At 71.8% G+C, this 17,273-nt stretch carries 18 protein-coding genes; 3 read left to right on the top strand and 15 right to left on the bottom strand.

The features are described from left to right. Positions 1-400 precede the first annotated feature (400 nt). Together ACQPW6_RS26125 and ACQPW6_RS26120 are read right to left on the bottom strand one after the other, a co-directional pair. On the bottom strand, positions 401-1,720 hold the full coding sequence (locus ACQPW6_RS26125) for a PhoH family protein (RefSeq protein ID WP_433892111.1): 1,320 nt from the start codon (positions 1,718-1,720) through the stop codon (positions 401-403). Between the two features lie 194 nt (positions 1,721-1,914). Further along, a complete protein-coding gene (locus ACQPW6_RS26120; RefSeq protein WP_433892110.1) occupies positions 1,915-2,676 on the bottom strand; it encodes an isoprenyl transferase in 762 nt (253 codons plus the stop codon). Positions 2,677-2,863: 187 nt separating this feature from the next. Between ACQPW6_RS26120 and mgrA the strand changes: the two genes are divergently transcribed. Continuing rightward, complete coding sequence (gene mgrA / locus ACQPW6_RS26115) at positions 2,864-3,892, top strand: L-glyceraldehyde 3-phosphate reductase (RefSeq protein WP_433892109.1); 1,029 nt, start codon at positions 2,864-2,866, stop codon at positions 3,890-3,892. A 79-nt stretch (positions 3,893-3,971) separates the two neighbouring features. Here mgrA and ACQPW6_RS26110 read toward each other — a convergent pair whose 3' ends face one another. Next, positions 3,972-4,748 carry a prepilin peptidase gene (locus ACQPW6_RS26110; RefSeq protein ID WP_433892108.1) on the bottom strand — a complete coding sequence of 259 codons (777 nt, stop codon included), beginning with the start codon at positions 4,746-4,748 and terminating at the stop codon, positions 3,972-3,974. Here ACQPW6_RS26110 and ACQPW6_RS26105 point away from each other — a divergent pair. Then, positions 4,747-5,133, top strand: a complete 387-nt coding sequence (locus tag ACQPW6_RS26105) for a DUF192 domain-containing protein (RefSeq protein WP_433892107.1) — start codon at positions 4,747-4,749, stop codon at positions 5,131-5,133. The two genes, ACQPW6_RS26110 and ACQPW6_RS26105, sit on opposite strands and share 2 nt — an antisense overlap. A gap of 7 nt (positions 5,134-5,140) precedes the next feature. Here the strand turns inward: ACQPW6_RS26105 and ACQPW6_RS26100 are convergent, their stop codons facing one another. The 12 genes from ACQPW6_RS26100 to ACQPW6_RS26045 all read right to left on the bottom strand — a co-directional run bounded on the left by ACQPW6_RS26100 (position 5,141) and on the right by ACQPW6_RS26045 (position 15,473). Next, entirely contained in the window at positions 5,141-5,668 is a 528-nt protein-coding gene (locus tag ACQPW6_RS26100) for a hypothetical protein (RefSeq protein WP_433892106.1), read from the bottom strand. A gap of 175 nt (positions 5,669-5,843) precedes the next feature. Continuing rightward, positions 5,844-6,521: an OmpA family protein gene (locus ACQPW6_RS26095; protein ID WP_433892105.1), complete on the bottom strand. Its 678-nt coding sequence runs from the start codon at positions 6,519-6,521 to the stop codon at positions 5,844-5,846. A gap of 7 nt (positions 6,522-6,528) precedes the next feature. Continuing rightward, on the bottom strand, positions 6,529-7,161 hold the full coding sequence (locus ACQPW6_RS26090; protein ID WP_433892104.1) for a hypothetical protein: 633 nt from the start codon (positions 7,159-7,161) through the stop codon (positions 6,529-6,531). Then, positions 7,158-7,757, bottom strand: coding sequence for a pilus assembly protein TadG-related protein (locus ACQPW6_RS26085; protein WP_433894665.1), 600 nt, complete (start codon positions 7,755-7,757; stop codon positions 7,158-7,160). The genes ACQPW6_RS26090 and ACQPW6_RS26085 overlap by 4 nt, the downstream gene beginning before the upstream one ends. After that, entirely contained in the window at positions 7,754-7,945 is a 192-nt protein-coding gene (locus ACQPW6_RS26080; protein WP_433892103.1) for a hypothetical protein, read from the bottom strand. Before ACQPW6_RS26080 ends, ACQPW6_RS26085 begins: the two co-directional genes overlap by 4 nt. Positions 7,946-8,232: 287 nt before the next feature. Continuing rightward, positions 8,233-9,132: a DUF5936 domain-containing protein gene (locus ACQPW6_RS26075; protein ID WP_433892102.1), complete on the bottom strand. Its 900-nt coding sequence runs from the start codon at positions 9,130-9,132 to the stop codon at positions 8,233-8,235. 76 nt (positions 9,133-9,208) lie between these two features. Then, positions 9,209-10,126 carry a type II secretion system F family protein gene (locus ACQPW6_RS26070; protein ID WP_433894664.1) on the bottom strand — a complete coding sequence of 306 codons (918 nt, stop codon included), beginning with the start codon at positions 10,124-10,126 and terminating at the stop codon, positions 9,209-9,211. A gap of 101 nt (positions 10,127-10,227) precedes the next feature. Continuing rightward, complete coding sequence (locus ACQPW6_RS26065; protein ID WP_433892101.1) at positions 10,228-11,562, bottom strand: CpaF family protein; 1,335 nt, start codon at positions 11,560-11,562, stop codon at positions 10,228-10,230. Next, the gene (locus ACQPW6_RS26060; RefSeq protein ID WP_433892100.1) at positions 11,559-11,963 is read right to left on the bottom strand and encodes a TadE/TadG family type IV pilus assembly protein; all 405 of its coding nucleotides are present in this window, start codon (positions 11,961-11,963) and stop codon (positions 11,559-11,561) included. Before ACQPW6_RS26060 ends, ACQPW6_RS26065 begins: the two co-directional genes overlap by 4 nt. A 215-nt stretch (positions 11,964-12,178) precedes the next feature. Then, complete coding sequence (locus ACQPW6_RS26055; RefSeq protein ID WP_433892099.1) at positions 12,179-13,762, bottom strand: AAA family ATPase; 1,584 nt, start codon at positions 13,760-13,762, stop codon at positions 12,179-12,181. 124 nt (positions 13,763-13,886) lie between these two features. Further along, on the bottom strand, positions 13,887-14,612 hold the full coding sequence (cpaB, locus tag ACQPW6_RS26050; protein ID WP_433892098.1) for a Flp pilus assembly protein CpaB: 726 nt from the start codon (positions 14,610-14,612) through the stop codon (positions 13,887-13,889). Positions 14,613-14,624: 12 nt separating this feature from the next. Further along, positions 14,625-15,473 (bottom strand): hypothetical protein, encoded by an 849-nt coding sequence (locus ACQPW6_RS26045; RefSeq protein WP_433892097.1) that lies wholly within the window; start codon positions 15,471-15,473, stop codon positions 14,625-14,627. Between the two features lie 360 nt (positions 15,474-15,833). On the opposite strand from ACQPW6_RS26045, the gene ACQPW6_RS26040 reads away from it, so the two are divergent. Beyond that, a complete protein-coding gene (locus ACQPW6_RS26040) occupies positions 15,834-17,270 on the top strand; it encodes a chitinase (protein WP_433894663.1) in 1,437 nt (478 codons plus the stop codon). The last annotated feature ends 3 nt before the right edge of the window (positions 17,271-17,273 follow it).

Below are 17,273 nucleotides of genomic sequence, written 5' to 3'. Positions count from 1 at the left end.
CCCTGGCGCTGCCCCCTTGGTCCGGTCCGCCGTAACGGCCGGTCGGTCACTGGGTACTGACCCGGTGCGAAGTCCCTTGCGGGTTCCGCGTGCTGCTCGGGCGGCTTATGGCGGTCGTTGTGTATTTGTGTGGTGTCGCTGATCCCGCACCCCGAGAGGTGTAGGAGTGCCATAAGCGGGGCCTGACAGCCTCACACCCTGCCGTACGGGGACGCCGCGCGGCAATTTCCGGTTGAGTGGCAAAGCTCACACGCTGCGAATGGCGGTAAATCCCGGCGGATCCGGTGGCCGAACGCTAGGCTGCTGCGCCCTCGACCGAGGGCGCAGCAGCCTCAACTCGCGCTATGTCCGATGATTGTGGTGGAAAGTAGTCACATCGGCCTGTCGCACAAAATGACGATCAGGCCCCGCCGTCCTCCAGCATCTCCGTCACCAGAGCGGCGATCGGCGACCGCTCGGACCGGGTGAGGGTGATGTGCGCGAACAGCGGATGCCCCTTCAGCTTCTCCACCACCGCCACCACGCCGTCGTAACGGCCCACCCGGAGGTTGTCGCGCTGCGCCACGTCGTGGGTGAGCACCACCCGCGACCCGGCCCCGATCCGGGACAGCACCGTCAGCAGCACGTTCCGCTCCAGCGACTGCGCCTCGTCCACGATCACGAACGCGTCGTGCAGCGAGCGGCCCCTGATGTGGGTGAGCGGCAGCACCTCCAGCATGCCGCGGGCCACCACCTCCTCGATGACCTCCTTGGAGGTCACCGCGGACAGCGTGTCGAAGACCGCCTGAGCCCACGGGCTCATCTTCTCCGCCTCGCTGCCCGGCAGGTAGCCGAGCTCCTGGCCGCCGACCGCGTACAGCGGCCGGAAGACCATCACCTTGCGGTGCTGGCGGCGCTCCAGCACCGCCTCAAGGCCCGCGCACAGCGCCAGCGCCGACTTGCCGGTGCCCGCGCGGCCGCCCATCGACACGATGCCGACGTCCGGGTCGAGCAGCAGGTCGAGCGCGATCCGCTGCTCGGCGCTGCGGCCGTGGATGCCGAACGCCTCACGGTCGCCGCGCACCAGCCGGACCCGGCCGTCCTCGGTGACCCGGCCGAGCGCCTTGCCGCGCTCGGACTGCAGCACCAGGCCGGTGTGCACCGGCAGGCCCTCGGCGGCCGGCAGCAGCGCCGTCTCCTCGGCGAACAGCGCGTCGACCTCCTCGGGGCCGACCACCAGCTCCTCCATGCCGGTCCAGCCCGAGGTGATCGCCAGCTCGGCCCGGTACTCCTCGGCCAGCAGGCCGACCGAGGACGCCTTCACCCGCAGCGGCAGGTCCTTGGACACGACGGTGACGTCGTACCCCTCGGCCTGCAGGTTGCGGGCGACGGCCAGGATGCGCGAGTCGTTGTCACCCAGCCGGAAACCGGCCGGAAGCACCCCCGGGTCCGAGTGGTTGAGCTCGACACGGAGCGTTCCACCGACGTCACCGATCGGGATCGGCGCGTCCAGCCGTCCGTAGCGGATCCGGAACTCGTCGAGCATCCGCAACGCCTGGCGGGCGAAGTAGCCGAGTTCAGGGTGGTGGCGCTTGGCCTCCAACTCCGTCACCACGACGACCGGCAGCACGATCTCGTGCTCGTCGAAACGGGTGATGGCATTGGGGTCTGCGAGCAGCACGCTGGTGTCGATGACATATGTGCGCCGGTCGTGTACACGGCGATTCTTGCTGGTCACCACGTGGAGACGAACCCCCTCGGGAGAGGTAAGGCTTCGGTGCCGGCACCCATGGGCCAGATGCCGGTCTGCCAGTGATATGCCCTGGAACGCCGCAAGACATGCGAGTGCATATGACAGTCATCCGACGGTCATCGACCCGTCACCGGCTGATCACCGGTGTTTCCGCGCTGTTCGGCCGCCCTGCGACCGGGAAGTCACGCTCCGTAGCGGCGGTGCCTGGCGGCGTAGTCGCGCAGCGCCCGCAGGAAGTCCACCTTGCGGAACGCGGGCCAGAAGACCTCGCAGAAGTAGTACTCCGAGTGCGCGCTCTGCCAGAGCATGAAGCCCGAGAGCCGCTGCTCGCCCGAGGTGCGGATCACCAGGTCGGGGTCCGGCTGGCCGCGGGTGTAGAGGTGCTCGGCGATGTGCTCGACGTCCAGGATCTCGGCCAGGTCCTCGATCGAGGTGCCGCGGCCGGCGTGCTCGTGCAGCAGCGAGCGCACCGCGTCGGCGATCTCCTGCCGGCCGCCGTAGCCGACCGCCACGTTCACCAGGATGCCCTGGGCGTGGTGGGTGGCCTGCTCGGCCTCCTTGAGCACCGACTGGGTCTGCGCGGGCAGCAGGTCCATGGTGCCCACGTGGTGCACCCGCCAGTTGCCGTTGGCCGCCAGCTCGCGGACGGCGTCCTCGATGATGCCCAGCAGCGGCACCAGCTGGCTCGGCTCCCGGTCCAGGTTGTCGGTGGACAGCAGCCACAGCGTGACCACCTCGACGCCGGTCTCCTCGCACCAGCCGAGCATCTCGGCGATCTTGTCCGCGCCGGCCCGGTGGCCCTCCGCGGGGGTGCCGCCGGCCGCCTTCGCCCAGCGCCGGTTGCCGTCCAGGATCACGCCGATGTGCTTGGGACCCTGGGCGACGTCCAGCCGGCGTTCCACCCTGCGGGAGTACAGCCCGTACACAAGGTCGCGCAGATTCATCGCGTACCAGCCCCTCCTGCGCTCGGTCGCCCGGCCGCCACACTACTGCGCGAAGCCCCGAGCGGACTAACTCAGACGGGGGCCGGGCCGGTCGGGAGGCGCGCGGGGACGCCGGCCGGGGCCGCCCGGATCCGGGCTCCGGGAACGGAGCACGGTGCCGTCAACCGGGCGTGATAGGTAGTGGCCTGTGAATACTCGTACCCTTTTCCGCGCCTCCGACGAGCGCTACTCCTCGATGGTCTACCGGCGCAGCGGCCGGTCCGGGCTCAAGCTCCCGGAGATCTCACTCGGCCTGTGGCACAACTTCGGCGACGACCGCACGCTCGACTCGCAGCGCGCCATCCTGCGCCGGGCCTTCGACCTCGGCGTCACGCACTTCGACCTGGCCAACAACTACGGCCCGCCGTACGGCGCCGCGGAAGCCAACTTCGGCACCCTGTTCGCGCAGGACTTCCGCCCCTACCGGGACGAGCTGGTGATCTCCACCAAGGCCGGGTACGACATGTGGCCCGGCCCGTACGGCGAATGGGGCTCGCGCAAGTACCTGCTGTCCTCGCTGGACCAGTCGCTCGGCCGGATGGGCCTGGACCACGTCGACATCTTCTACTCGCACCGCTACGACCCGGAGACGCCGCTCGAGGAGACGATGGGCGCGCTCGCGTCCGCCGTCCAGCAGGGCAAGGCGCTCTACGCCGGCATCTCCTCCTACAGCGCCGCCCAGACCCGCGAGGCGGCCCGCATCCTGCGCGGGCTCGGCGTGCCCGCGCTCATCCACCAGCCGCCGTACTCGATGGTCAACCGGTGGGTGGAGGACGAGGCGCTGCTCGACGTCCTGGCAGAAGAGGGCATGGGCTGCATCGGCTTCGTGCCGCTCGCCCAGGGCCTGCTGACCGACCGCTACCTCGGCGGCATCCCGGCGGACTCGCGCGCGGCGCAGGGCAAGTCCCTCGCCCCGTCCGTGATCAACGACGAGACGGTCTCCCGGCTGCGCGCCCTGAACGACATCGCCGCCGCCCGCGGCCAGTCCCTGGCCCAGCTCGCCCTGAGCTGGCTGCTGCGCGACCCGCGGATGACGTCGGCGCTCATCGGGGCGTCGTCGGTGAGCCAGCTCGAGGCGAACGTGGCCGCCGTCGGGGCGGAGCCGCTGTCCGCCGAGCACCTGGCCGAGATCGACCGCCTGACGGCGGAGCCGGAGGGCGTGAAGCTCTGGTCGTAGCCCCGGGGTTCGTCCTCAGCCTCCCCCAGCTACCGCTGGGGGCACCTCCCAGCGGTAGCTGGGGGAGGCTGAGGACGCTTCACGCGAGGAAGAGCAGTGCGCCCAGCGTTCCCAAGAGCATGAACGGGCCGAACGGCAGCGCCGTCTTCCGGTTCGCCCGCCGCGAGGCGATGAGGACGATTCCGGCCACCGCACCGAGCGCGAACCCCGCGAACGTGCCGGTGAACACCACCGGCCACCCGTACCACCCGAGAACGAACCCGAGCGTCGGCGCCAGCTTCACATCCCCGAACCCCATCCCCGCCGGGTTCACGAAGAACAGCAGCAGGTAGACGAGCCCGAGCACCGCCGCCGCGATCAACGCCCGCAGCCACGACCCGTCGTGCCCCGGCAGCAGCGCGGCCACCCCGAGCAGCACCCCGGTCGCCGCGAGCGCGGGCAGTGTCAGGACGTCCGGCAGCCGGAAGACCAGCAGATCGATCCGGGTCAGCAACACCCCGACCGGCATCAGCAGCAGCCACACCACGAGTTCGGGGTGCGCCCCGACCGCGACGCCGAGCGCGGCGCAGCCGAGCGCGCAGGCGAGTGCGGCGCCGTAGCCCATACCGTAGGGCTCCGCACCGGGGCCGGCGGCGGCGCACCGGGCGCAGCGGGCGGGCCCGAGCCAGCCGCGCGGCCCGGCCGGCAGCGGGTGGCCTGACGGGCAGTCCGCCGTCCACGGCCGCCCCGCCTCGACGGCCAGCCGGTAGGCGGCGCGCGGCAGCAGGAGCCCGCCGGCTATTCCCCAGACGGTGGCCGCCACGATCAGATAAACATGCACCGGGCAGACCGTACCGCAGCTTCTGGGAGGGCTCATGGGCCGACGGTGGCGCGACGGAGAGGCGACGCTGTACGCGCCCGCGGCGGAGGTGCCGGTGCGGATCGCGGCCTCCTACCGCGCGCGGACCCGCGGCCTGCTCGGCCGCGAGGGCATCACGGGGGCGCTGCTGCTGACCCCGGCGTCCAGCGTGCACACGGTGCGGATGCGGTTCGCGATCGACGTGGCCTACCTGGACCGCCGGCTGCGCGTACTGGCCGTGGTGACGATGCCGCCCGGCCGCCTCGGCCGCCCCCGGCTGCGGTCCCGCCACGTCCTGGAGGCGGAGGCGGGCGCTCTCGCGTCCTGGGGCGTCCGACGGGGCGTCCGCCTGGACCTGACCCCGGCCCCGCCGGCGCCGGCGCCGGCGCCTCGCGACGGGTGACGGCCCGTCACGGGAGCTCGATGCTGTCCACGATCTCGCGCAGCAGCAGCGGGCCGTCCGCTTCTCCGGCGGATGCGTGCGACGGCCGGGTGGCGAGGGTCCACGCGGTCACCTCGACCGGGCGGCCGGCAGGCGTGCTGAGGGTGACGTTCACCCAGGTCGCCGGGCGGCCGTCCGGGGCGGGGGCGAGGTAGCTGCGGACGCGGGCCGGGCGGCCGGCGATCCGCAGGGTCTCGGTGCGCGCGGCGGGTGGCGGCGGGGGCGGGGCGCCGTGGCCGGCGCGGGGCGCGGCGGATTCGGCGGGGGCGGCGGGCGCGGCGGATGCGGTGACGACGGTGAGCTGGGCGGCCGTGGCGCCGCCGGGGCGCCGCAGTTCCGCTCCGGTCGGCGTCCGCTGCCACGTCTTGGGATGCGCGACGGCCACCGGCCCGGTCCGCAGATAGCGCCAGCCGTCGGGCGCGCCCTGGCCGACCGAGCAGCCGGCCGCCCCCAGCGCCAGGGCGATGAGTCCGCTATAAACGCATGTGCTCCGCATGCGAGCAACCTACGATGCGGCGCCGCCCGGCCGGCCGACCCACGGACGAGACCGGCCGCCGTTCCACCGCCCGGCCCGCGGGCACAAAAAAACGGGCCGGCTCGCAGGGGGGGAGAGCGAACCGGCCCGAGGGGGGGAGTTACACCGTACCGCGTCTGACCGATCGCTCGTCACGTTACGAGGCAGGTGGCGTGAAAGTGATCTCGACGCGGCGGTTCTGACTGCGACCGCTTTCGGTGGAATTGTCCGCTATCGGATAATCCTCGCCGTAGCCGCGCACCTGAAATGTGTGACTTGAGTCGCCGTCCGCGCCCAGTTCCGTCACCAGAACTTGGTACACGGCGTTCGCCCGCTGCTTGGACAGCAGATCGCCGTGCGCACTGCTGCCCAGATTGTCGGTGAACCCGAAGACACGGATGGGTGACGAGACGTGTCGCGCGTTGATATCCGACGCGATCGCCTGGATCCGGCCGGACGCCGCCGGCGACAGCACCGCGCTGTCCTTCTTGAACAGCACCTCCGACTGCAGCGCGTAGGTGATCGTGGAGTTGGACTCCTCATGCCGCTGCGCGGCCGGCTTGCTCGGCGTCGAGGAGCCCTCATCGGTGACCGACACGATGTCGAGCACCTTCGGCGGCGCGAGCGTGGAGCCCTCGGGCAGCCGGAGGTTCGGCGAGGTCGGATCGATCGTCACCGGCGCGGCCGGCGTCGAATCCGCCGCCGTCGGAGGCGGATTCGTGTCCGCCACGGCAGTGGTGACCGGGCCGGCGGCGAGGACGAACGTGAAGGTGATGGTGACGCCGAGCGTGCGCGTCAGACCGAGGGACGCCGCGGGCGCGGCGGGGCGCTTCATGGGCGGGTCACCCCTCCGAGATGGTGATCTTGGCGGGGGGCATGGTGGGGAGCTCGAAGTCGACTTGGGTGGTGGCGGCGGGTGGGGCGGGGAACTGGGCGAAGAAGGGCCGGGTCTCGTTGGGCTTGATCATGATCAGACCCATCGTGCAGAGGCACTTGCCCTCGGTGTCGCGCAGCACGTAGTAGCGCTTCTTGCCGCTCTCATCAATGAGTACCGCGCCGGCGACCGACGCTCCGGACTTCTGGACGGCGACTTCCGCGCCGGCCCACGCCGTCGCGTTGAAGCTCGAGTCGCCGTTGTTGGTCAGCACCCCCTGTACGGTCACGAACCCGCCGTCGTCGCGGGTGGCCGAGTTGATGGTGACCACCATGCTCTTCTCACCCTTGAGCTGCGCCAGTACCGGCGCGGCAGAGGCGGACGGATCGTCGCCCCCGCCGGAATCCTTGCTGGCGGCAGGAGTTGTGTGCGGCGCGGAAGCGGAGGGCTTGTCGCCGGCCTTGTCGTCTCCACCGCCACCGCCCCCGCCGCCGCAGCCGGCCAACGTCACCGTCGCGGCAACCGCCAGGGCTGCCCCGAACACCGCCACACGCCGCGTTTTCATCAGTTCCCGTCCCTCCGGTACGTGATCATCGGTCAACTCGTCAGATGGACGGAGTAGAACACCGACAGGTCCAAAACGAAGCCGCCTCCGGTGGGGTCGATGCGCACCTCGCCGCTGCCGCCGGTGCAGGAGAACACGACCGCGTCACCCGCGGGGCCGACCACCTGGCACCGTGACTGGACCACCGCCGTCGCATGGGCCGTGCTGTGCACGTTCTCCGTACCGTCCACCACGGACTTGCCGACGGACCGGTCGTTCGTGACGGCCACGGAGTAGCCCGGAGGGTCGTCCACCCGCTGGCAGGACCCTCCCTGAACGGACGCGTGGTTGGCGCTCGCGTAGTCGGCCGCGGCGGCGCAGGCGCCGACGCCGTTCATGCCGTCCCCCCGCAGGAGGTTCTGGAGCGCGGCGATGTCCCCCGCTTTCAACGCTGCCAGGAAGGGGACCCGCACCTCGTCGCGCGCCTCACGGGCAGCCGCGAGCGCCGCCGCGTCCGCGGCGGTCTGGCTCCCGTTGCGGTTCACCGCGGCCTGCCCGACAGCGAAGTACGCGAAGCCGAGAAAGAGCAGCGCGGCGAAGGCGACGATGTAGAGGCCGAGCGTCTGACCGTCGTCCCCGAAGCGCCCGGTCAGCCGCCCGCGATGTCCGTGATCTTGTTGAGTATGGCGTCCTTCACCGCTTGGCCGATGTCCGTCGTGGCCAAGACCCCGATGATCACCGCGATCACCACGGCTATCCCCAGGTACTCGAACGACGTCTGCCCCCGGTCGGTCAGCCGGCCGGTGATCTTTGTGTAGCGCTGAAGTACCCACCTGGTCATGACTGTTCGCCCCATCCTTTGTCACCTGGCTAGTGCGTGCGGCGGCCGTGGGCGGCCTGTTGGGGGAGGTGTCCACGGTGCACCGCCTCTCGCTGGTCGGGTGTTGGCCGCAGCGGGTTGTTGTGGATTGCAGGTGCAAATATGGTTGCGAATGCAAAGATACACCCGAGCCTCCCGCATTCGCACCCAGTTGAGCCGGTTGAACTGACTGAGCAAGCATGCCGCGTGATCACGCTCCGTGGCAGGGGTATCACCGAGATCGCTTCCGCCGCGCTTCCCACCGCCGGTCACCCGTTCCCGAAGACGTCGCCGAAGTGGATCTGCGAACCCATGACCGTGCCGGTGATCAGCAGGATCATCGTGGCCGGCACCAGCAGCGTGGTGATCACGCCGGTCGCCCGCGGCACCATCCGGGCCGCGCGGCGGCGGGCGTTCTGCGCCTCGGTGCGGCGCATGTCGGTGGCGATCTGGAGCAGCGTGCGGGCGATCGGGGCGCCGAGCTCCTCGCCCTGCTGGAGCGCGGTGACGAACTGGCTGACCTGGTCGCTGCGGTTGCGCTTGCGGAGCTGGTCGAAGGCGTCGCGGCGGCTGACGCCGACGTCCATCTGGCGCAGCGCGACCCGGACCTCGTCCGACCAGGGGCCGGTGTAGACGGCGTTGACGCGTTCCAGCGCCTGCCGGAAGCCGAGGCCGGCGCTGACCACGACGGCGAGCACGTCGAGGAAGTCGGGCAGGGTGCGCTCGATGTCGTCGCGGCGGCGGCGGACGGCCAGCCAGAGGCCGAGGTCGGCCCACCACCAGCCGTAGGCGAGCAGCAGCAGCGCCAGGAACCAGTTGCCGCGGGCGAGAAGCACCAGTGCGGCCAGGCCGCCGAGGCCGCCGTAGACCGCGCGGCGGGCTGCGTAGCGCTCGACGGTGAGGCCGTGCGGGTGGCCGGCGTGGTCGATCCTGGCCCGCATCCTGCTGATCCGGGCCGGGCCCATCATCCGCATCACCATCGGGGCCCAGCGGATGCCGAGCCGGTCAACGGCGTTGCCGGTGCGGGTGGTTCGGGTGTGGCCGACCTCCAGGGCGAGCGCGAGGTCGTCGGGCAGTTTGACCTCGGAGCGCATCAGCCCGACGGCGTACACCACGCCGACGACGCCGAGCGCCAGCACCAGGCCGAGCGCCAGTCCGATCAGGATCATCGCGCGCCCACCCCGCTCACCGGCATCGTCACTACCGCTACTGCTGTCGTCATCGGAAGGCTCTTCGTCGAGGGGCTCATACGTCGATCCGGGACATCCGGCGGATCAGCGTGAAGCCGACCACGTACAGGGCGAGGGAGATCAGCACGCAGATCCGGCCGATGCCGGAGCCGGTCATCGCGCTCAGCGAGCCCGGCATGATCTTGTCGAGCAGCAGCAGCGAGCCGATGCCGATCACCGGTACCGCGTAGGCGGTGACGGTGACCTGGGACATCTGGGTGCGGATCTCGCGTCGGGTCTCCTTGCGCTCCTCCAGGGTGACCGTGAGGTTGCGCAGCGACTCCACCACCGAGCCGCCGGCCCGGCTGGACAGCACCAGGGTGGAGATCAGCACGATCAACTCGCGGCTGGGCAGGCGCTGTTGCAGCTCGCCGAGGGCGTCCTCGACGGAGTGGCCGACCGCCATCGCGTCGGCCACCTTCTTCAACTCCTCGCCTGCCGGGGCCTCCAGCTCCTCGGCGGCCATCGACACGGCGGTGCGCAGCGCCAGTCCGGCCTGGGTGGCGTTGGCCAGCACCCGGGCCAGTTCGGGGAGTTGGGCGATGAAGCGCTCGGTGCGGATCCGCCGCCGCCACTCCAGGAAGGAGTACGCGGTCCAGCCGGCGATCAGGGCGGCGATCGGGCCGAAGAACGGGGCCAGGACGACCGCGGCCACCAGCCACGCGCCGGCGATCACGCCGGCCGCGGCGGCGGTGAACTGCCCCGGGGTCAGGTTGGTGCCGGTCGCGGCGAGCCGGCCGGCCAGCCGGCGGCCCCAGGCGTAGCGGCGTACCCGCCGGTCGAGTCCGGCGAAGGCGGCCTGCCGGGGGCCGGATCCCGGTTCGCCCGCGAGCCGTTCGACCAGCGCCCGGCGGTCGGCCCGGCCGCCGCGCCAGGCGTGCAGGCCCCACACGCCGAGTACCAGCGCCAGCAGGCTGACCGCGATCACCAGCAGCGGGTAGGGCCCGGAGGCGAAGTCGGTGCCGGCGGCGACGTTGGTGCCGGAGTCGGCGCCGGAGGCGAGGGCGGCCGCCGCCGACTGCGGTGTCTGGAGGGTCACTTCGCCTCCCGGCTGTCGAGTTCCAGTTCGCTGGCGCCGATGCCGAAGGCGGCCGGCACGTGTTCGCCCGACAGGTAGAGGCGTTCGCCGATCTCCCGTGGCACCGGCCGGTGTTCGTACCAGCCGCGGACGATCCGGTCCACGCCCAGCGGTTCGGCGCGGAAGCGGGTGGCGGAGGTGAGCCGGAACGCGTCGCGGCCGCGCGAGGACAGGACGGCGATCTCGGCGATCCGCCGGGTGCCGTCCACATGGCGGTGCAGCTGGACCAGGACGTCCACCGCGCTGTTGATCTGGTCCCGCAGCGCCTCGAACGGGATCTTGACCTCGCTCATCGACGCCAGCGTCTGCAACCGCAGCACCGCGTCCTCCGCGGAGTTGGCGTGCACGGTGGCGAGCGAGCCGTCGTGCCCGGTGGACATCGCCTGGAGCATGTCCAGGGTCTCGCCGCCGCGGACCTCGCCGACGATGATCCGGTCGGGGCGCATCCGCAGCGAGTTGCGGACCAGGTCGCGGATGGTGATCCGGCCCTCGCCCTCGACGTTGGGCGGCCGGGACTCCAGCCGGATCACGTGCTCCTGCTGGAGCTGGAGTTCGGCGGCGTCCTCGACGGTGATGATCCGCTCGCCGTCGGGGATCAGCCCGGACAGCGCGTTGAGCAGCGTGGTCTTGCCCGAGCCGGTGCCGCCGCTGACGATGATGTTGCACTTGGCGCGGACGAACGCGGACAGCAGGAGCAGCATGTGCTCGTCGAGCGTGCCCAGCGCGATGAGTTCGGTGAGGTTGTACGCCCGCGGGAAGCGGCGGATGGTGAGGGTGGGGCCGGTCAGCGACAGCGGCGGGATGATGACGTTGACCCGCTCGCCGGACGGCAGCCGGGCGTCCACCATCGGATTGGACTCGTCCACCCGGCGGTTGACGGTGGAGACGATCCGCTCGATGGTCTGGAGCAGCTGCTCGGCGGAGGAGAAGCGGGCGGCGACCTGCTCGACCCGGCCGCCGCGTTCGACGTAGATCTTGTCCGGGCCGTTGACCATGATCTCGGTGACGGACGGGTCTTCGAGCAGCGGTTCCAGGATGCCCAGGCCCAGTGCCTCGTCCACCACGCGGCGGATCAGCGCGGCGCGTTCGCCGGTGGACAGCACCGGGCCCTCGCGGCTGATGATGTGCCCGAGCACCCGCTCCAGCCGGGCCCGGCGTTCGGCCGCGGCGAGCGCGGACATCTCCGCGAGGTCGATCTCCTGGAGCAGCTTGGCCCGGTAGACGGCGACCAGGTGGCCTTCCTGGGTCTGCGGGGCGGTCTCCTCGACGGTGAGGCGGGCGCGCAGGCTCATGGCGTGGTGTCCTCCTTGGGCATCGTCGCGGAGCGCCGCACCGGGTCGAAGAGGTGCACTCCGGGCAGCACGGACGGTACGGGGACGCTCGCGGTGGCCTTCTCCTGGTCGTCGTCGCTGCCGCCCCAGCCGAACCCCACGGTCAGCCAGTCGCTCACCGCGGCCCGCCCGGCCCGCTCCCCGTCCGCCTCGGTCCCCCCGTTCGGCCCCGACTGCGCCGCGGTCCGCGCGGCGGCTCTGGCCGCGGTCCCGGCCTGCTCGCCGCAGTAGGCGACCAGCCCGAGCTGGATCCCCGCGAGGGCGACGAGCAGCAGGAACGGCAGCATCCCGAGGTACTCCAGCGAAGCGACCCCGCCGTCGCGCAGCCGCCGCCCCGCCCCGGCCGGTGGCCGGACCCCCACCGCAACGGGTTCGGCGAACGGCCGGCTGCGGGCCCGTCGGGGGCACGTCCGGGGTCGGGCGCTCCCGGTCGGGGGGCGCCCCGTCAGGGGCGCGGGGAACTGCGCGGCCGGCCCACCACCGGGCGTCGGTCCGGATACGTCGGAAGCACCCTGCCCCGGCGGTACCGGGGGCACGGCGAGCACCGGGGGCACCGGGGGCACCGGGAGAGCGGCGTTCACGGGGTGGTTTCCTCGTCCGGTGTCGACGCGTGACCGTGCACCTTCAGCGGGAAGTCGATCGCGCCCGGGAAGAGGACCGGCACCTTGATGGAGACGGTGACCTCGACCTGGCCGTTCGCCTTGCTCGGCCCGCTGACGTCGAGGCTGTCCCGCCACGCGCTCGGCAGGTTCCGGGCCGCCGCGTCGCTCGCGCTGTCGCCCACCGCCGCCGCCCGCGCGGCCTGGTCGGCCGCGTTGCCGGCCAGCGTGAACGTGTAGCCGGCCAGCACCGCCTGCCAGACCAGGATCAGCGTGATCAGGATGATCGGCGTCATCCCGAGCGTCTCCAGGATCACCTGGCCCTTGTCGCCGCGCTCGGCCCGCTCGGCCTTGCGCTGCCGCCGGCCGCCGCGCGGGGCGGGCAGCGTGGCGCCGCTGATCAGCCCCAACTCCCCGGCCAGCGCCCAGATCCCGGCCTTGACGGTGGAGCGCGCGTCGAGGTCCTGGAGCCGGCCAGCGTCGATCACCGCCTGGAGTTCGCGGAAGGCCGCCGGGATGACGGAGCCGGCGATCCTGGTGCCGGTGATCCGGGCGATCAGCGTCGGCTGGATCTCGCTGCCGCGGGTGTAGCGGTTGACGACCGCCACCGTGTCCTGCGGTTTGCGGATCTGCAGCCGGTCCCACATCCGGATCATCCGCTTGGCCGCGCGGACGGCGACCACGTCGGGGGTGGTGACCAGGACGGCCTGGTCGGCGGTCTCCACCGCCACCGCGTTCGCGCTGGTGACCTGGGTGCCGCAGTCGACGATCACCACCTCGTAGCGCTGCCGCAGCGCGTTGAGCACCAGCCGCGCGGACCGGTCGGTGACCTCCTCGCCGCGTTCGCCGTCGGCGGGGGCGAGCAGCAGTGCCGGGCCCGACTCGTGGACGTACATGGCGTCGTGCAGCACCCGCGAGGAGACGTCGGCGATGTCGGCCAGGTCGGCCACCGAGCGGCGGAACTGGACATCCAGGTAGGAGGCGATGTCGCCGCCCTGGAGGTCGAGGTCGACCAGTGCGGTGGAGCGGCCGGACGCGTGGGCGGCCAGGGCGAGTTGGACGGAGGTGACGGTGGTGCCGACGCCGCCCTTCGCGCCCGCCACCGCGATCAGGGTGCCGCCGGCCACCGCGGGCAGCGCTCGCTGCGGGCCCAGGTGCCGTCGCACCCCGGCCGACCAGCTCGCGGCGGCCTCGATCCGGGTGCCCAACTCGTCGTAGGACAGCGGGAGTCCGATGACGCCGCGGGCGCCGGCGGTCATCGCGGCGGCCAGCACGCCGGAGCCGGGGTCGGCGGTGAGCAGCACCACGCCGACCGCGGGGAAGCGCAGCGCGACCTCGCGCACCAGGTCGAGTGCGGGCATCGGCCCTACGGAGTCGTGCACGACGACGACCTCGGGCAGCTCGTCGATGCCGGTCTCGGCGGCGCGGGCCAGGGTGTCGAGCAGGGTGACGGAGTCGCCGACCGCGGCGGCGGGTTCGGCGCCGGGCAGCTGGCCGAGCAGGCCGAGCAGCGCGCGGGCGGCGTCCGCGTCGGCGGTGGCGGGCAGGATCCGTACGGTCACGACCGGCCCCCTCTCCGCGCGGAAGGCGCCGCAGGCGCCGAAAGCACCGGAGGTGCCCAAAGCACCGGCCGACGGTCCCCGGCGGGCGGGGGGACGGCCCAACGGCCCGCGGCAGACGTCCGGTTCATCCCGCGGCCCCCGTCTTCCCGGTGTCGCCGGCCAGCGTGTACGTGCGGTCGGAGTCCGGCGGCGGCGCCGAGTCGCCGGGCGCGACCAGCGCGAGCCGTACGTGCCGGGCGAACGACTCGGCGTAGGCGACCCGTTGGGCGTCCTCGGCGTCCAGCGCGAAGGTGATCGGCACGCCCTCGGTGGACAGCCGCTGGGCGTCGGTGTCCTTGTCGAACGCCTTGATCTTGCCGACGTCGATGACCTGCGCGCCGGTCACGATGATCTTCGAGACGTCCGGGTCGGTGTCCTTCTTGCCGGGGAAGGTGGCGAAGATGTTGACCCGGGCGCCCGGGGTGATCTTGCCGGCCACCCCGGTCTCCGCGTCGATCATGATGGCGATCTCCATCTGGCCCGGCCGGAGTTCGGGCTTGGCCGCCACCATGTCGGACTGCAGCAGCGTCCCCTTCTTCAGCGCGACGGCCGCGATCTTGCCCTGCAGCTCGCCGAGGTCGCGGACCGCGGTGTCCGGCAGCCAGCGCTTGGGCATCCGTATCCGGTGCACCTGGGCGCCGGTCAGCGCCTGGTAGGCCGGTACGTCGGCGGACAGCTCGTACGCGGTCACCTTGGGTCCGACCTGCGACCGCGCGTCGCTGACCACCGCGAGCACCCCCGCGAAGGCGGCCACCGCGCAGAGCACGGAGACCACCAGGAGGACCACACCTCGGCGCTGACGTGAGTTCATGTGCGGGCGGACCTATCGCTTGTGGGGTTCGAGTTGGGGGCGGCGCGGGGTCTCCACGCTCCGCGCGGCCGGTGCGGCGGCGTGCTTGGCCGGTGCCGTGCGGTCGATCAGCCGGGTGGCGCAGAACAGGCACTGGTCGCCGATCACTTCGAGCCCGCACCAGGTGCAGGTGTCGCGCCGTACCGAGGTGACGAGCTGGTAGAGCATGCCGACGTCGGCGATGTAGGCGGTGAACTCCACCAGCCGCGAAGTGCCCCACCAGCGCGCCGAGTCGGGCGGCAGCGGCACCTCGCGCAGGTGCTGGGAGCGCCACGCGGTGGCCAGCGGCCCGCTGATCCAGCCGGGGTCGACGCCCTTGCCCGCGACTGCGAGCTGGGTCTGGTAGCCGGGGCCCGGCGGGGTGTGCCCGGGGTCGGCCTCACCGAGGTACGGCTCGGGGTGCGCGAGCACCGCGAAGTGCCGCCCCGGGACGAGGGACTTGACGTGGGAGCCGACGCCGACCGGCACCCGGTCGAGCTTGGCCACCGAGGCCAGCAGCGCGCCGGAGTGCAGGTAGTACGACAGCAGCCGGGCGGCGCCGGCCAGTACGCCGGGGCCCAGGTCGGTGCCGGCCAGCTGCCGCAGCTGCTCGGCCAGCAGGGCGCGGGCCAGCGGCGGCAGGGTGAGCGGCACGATGGCTATCCGGTCGGCTTCGAGCGCCGAACGCACGGTGTGCATCCGGCGCCTGGCCGGATCGGTGGCCTCGGCCGGGGCGAGGGCCACGATGTGGCCGTACGCGTCGAGCGCGGCGGTGGTACGGGCCACCTGCTCCTCCAGCGAGAGCTGCAGATCGTCCGACGTGACGGTGATGACGCTGGGCATTGGGCACCTCCCCCTCTCCGCCCGACGGGCCCGGCAACCTGGCCATTCGCGCTCGTCAGCTTATCGATGTGTAGCGGATTGGGTGCGGAAAGTTGCGGATCGGGACGGGCGGACGACCGGGGCCGGTCAGAGGTATTGACAACCCGATTGGTCTGGACCAACTTTCTCCCATACACGCACGCTCTCGTGTTCCAGGCCGCCGCGGCCACCCGCACTCCCACCACCCCCCCAACTCCTTGCCCCCAGGAGGCAGTCGTGGAACGTGCATCGCACGCGAATCAACGAAGCCATGCCGACGGCCAGTCAGCGCACCGGTCGAAGGTCCTGCACCGCACGCTCGCCGTACTGAGCGCGTCCGCCGTGATCGGCGCGGGCGCGCTGGTCGCCACCGTCGGCGGCGCGAGCGCCGCCACCCCGAACCTCGTCGCCAACTCCGGCTTCGAGAGCGGCCTTTCGAACTGGTCGTGCACGGCCGGCAGCGGCGCCGTGGTGACCGGCTCCGCGCACTCCGGCACCTCCGCGCTCAAGGCCACCCCGTCAAGCAGCGACACCGGGCAGTGCTCGCAGACCATCAGCGTGCAGCCCAACTCCCAGTACACGCTGAGCGCGTGGGTGCAGGGCTCCTACGTCTACCTGGGCGCCACCGGCACCGGCGGCACCGACCCGTCCACCTGGACGCCGTCGGCCTCGTCCTACCAGCAGCTCAGCGTGAACTTCAGCACCGGCGCGAGCACCCACTCGGTGACGGTCTACACACACGGCTGGTACGCGCAGTCCGCGTACATGGTGGACGACGTCAGCCTCTCGGGCCCGGCCGGCAGCGGCACCACGCCGCCGACCACCCCGCCCACGACGCCGCCGACCACTCCCCCGACCACACCGCCCACCCCGCCGCCGACGAACCCGCCGAACACCGGGCTGCCCAAGCACGTGGTCACCGGCTACTGGCAGAACTTCAACAACGGCGCGACCGTACAGACCCTGGCGCAGGTGCAGAGCCAGTACGACATCATCGCGGTGGCCTTCGCGGACGCCACGACGACACCGGGCGCGGTCTCGTTCACCCTCGACCCGTCGCTCGGGTACAGCGACGCGCAGTTCAAGGCCGACATCAAGGCCAAGCAGCAGGCCGGCAAGAAGGTGATCATCTCGGTCGGCGGCCAGAACGGCACGATCTCGGTACGGGACTCCGCGTCGGCGACCAACTTCGCCAACAGCGTGTACACGCTGATGCAGACGTACGGCTTCAACGGTGTGGACATCGACCTGGAGAACGGCATCGACACCACGTACATGCCGCAGGCGCTGCGCGCGCTCAGCGCGAAGGCCGGCTCGGGGCTGATCATCACGATGGCGCCGCAGACGATCGACATGCTGTCGGCGGGCAGTGACTACCTGGCCACCGCGCTGAAGGTCAAGGACATCCTGACGATCGTCAACACCCAGTACTACAACAGCGGTTCGATGAACGGCTGCGACGGCGGGGTGTACAGCCAGGGCACGGTCAACTTCATCACCACGCTGGCGTGCACGGCGATCCAGGCGGGCCTGTCACCCTCGCAGGTGGGCATCGGCACCCCGGCGTCCACGAGCGCGGCCGGTTCCGGCTACGTGAGCCCGAGCGTCGTCGACAACGCGCTCGACTGCCTCGCGAAGGGCACGGGCTGCGGTTCGTGGAAGCCGTCCACGACCTGGCCCGGCATCGGCGGAGCGATGACCTGGTCGACGAACTGGGACGCCTCCAACGGCAATTCCTGGTCCAACACGGTCGGCCCGCACGTCCACGCGCTGCCGTAACGG

This window comes from Streptomyces sp. CA-111067 (genome assembly GCF_050956065.1).
Taxonomy (GTDB): Bacteria; Actinomycetota; Actinomycetes; order Streptomycetales; family Streptomycetaceae; genus Actinacidiphila.
This window is presented reverse-complemented; position numbering and strand designations above follow the sequence as displayed.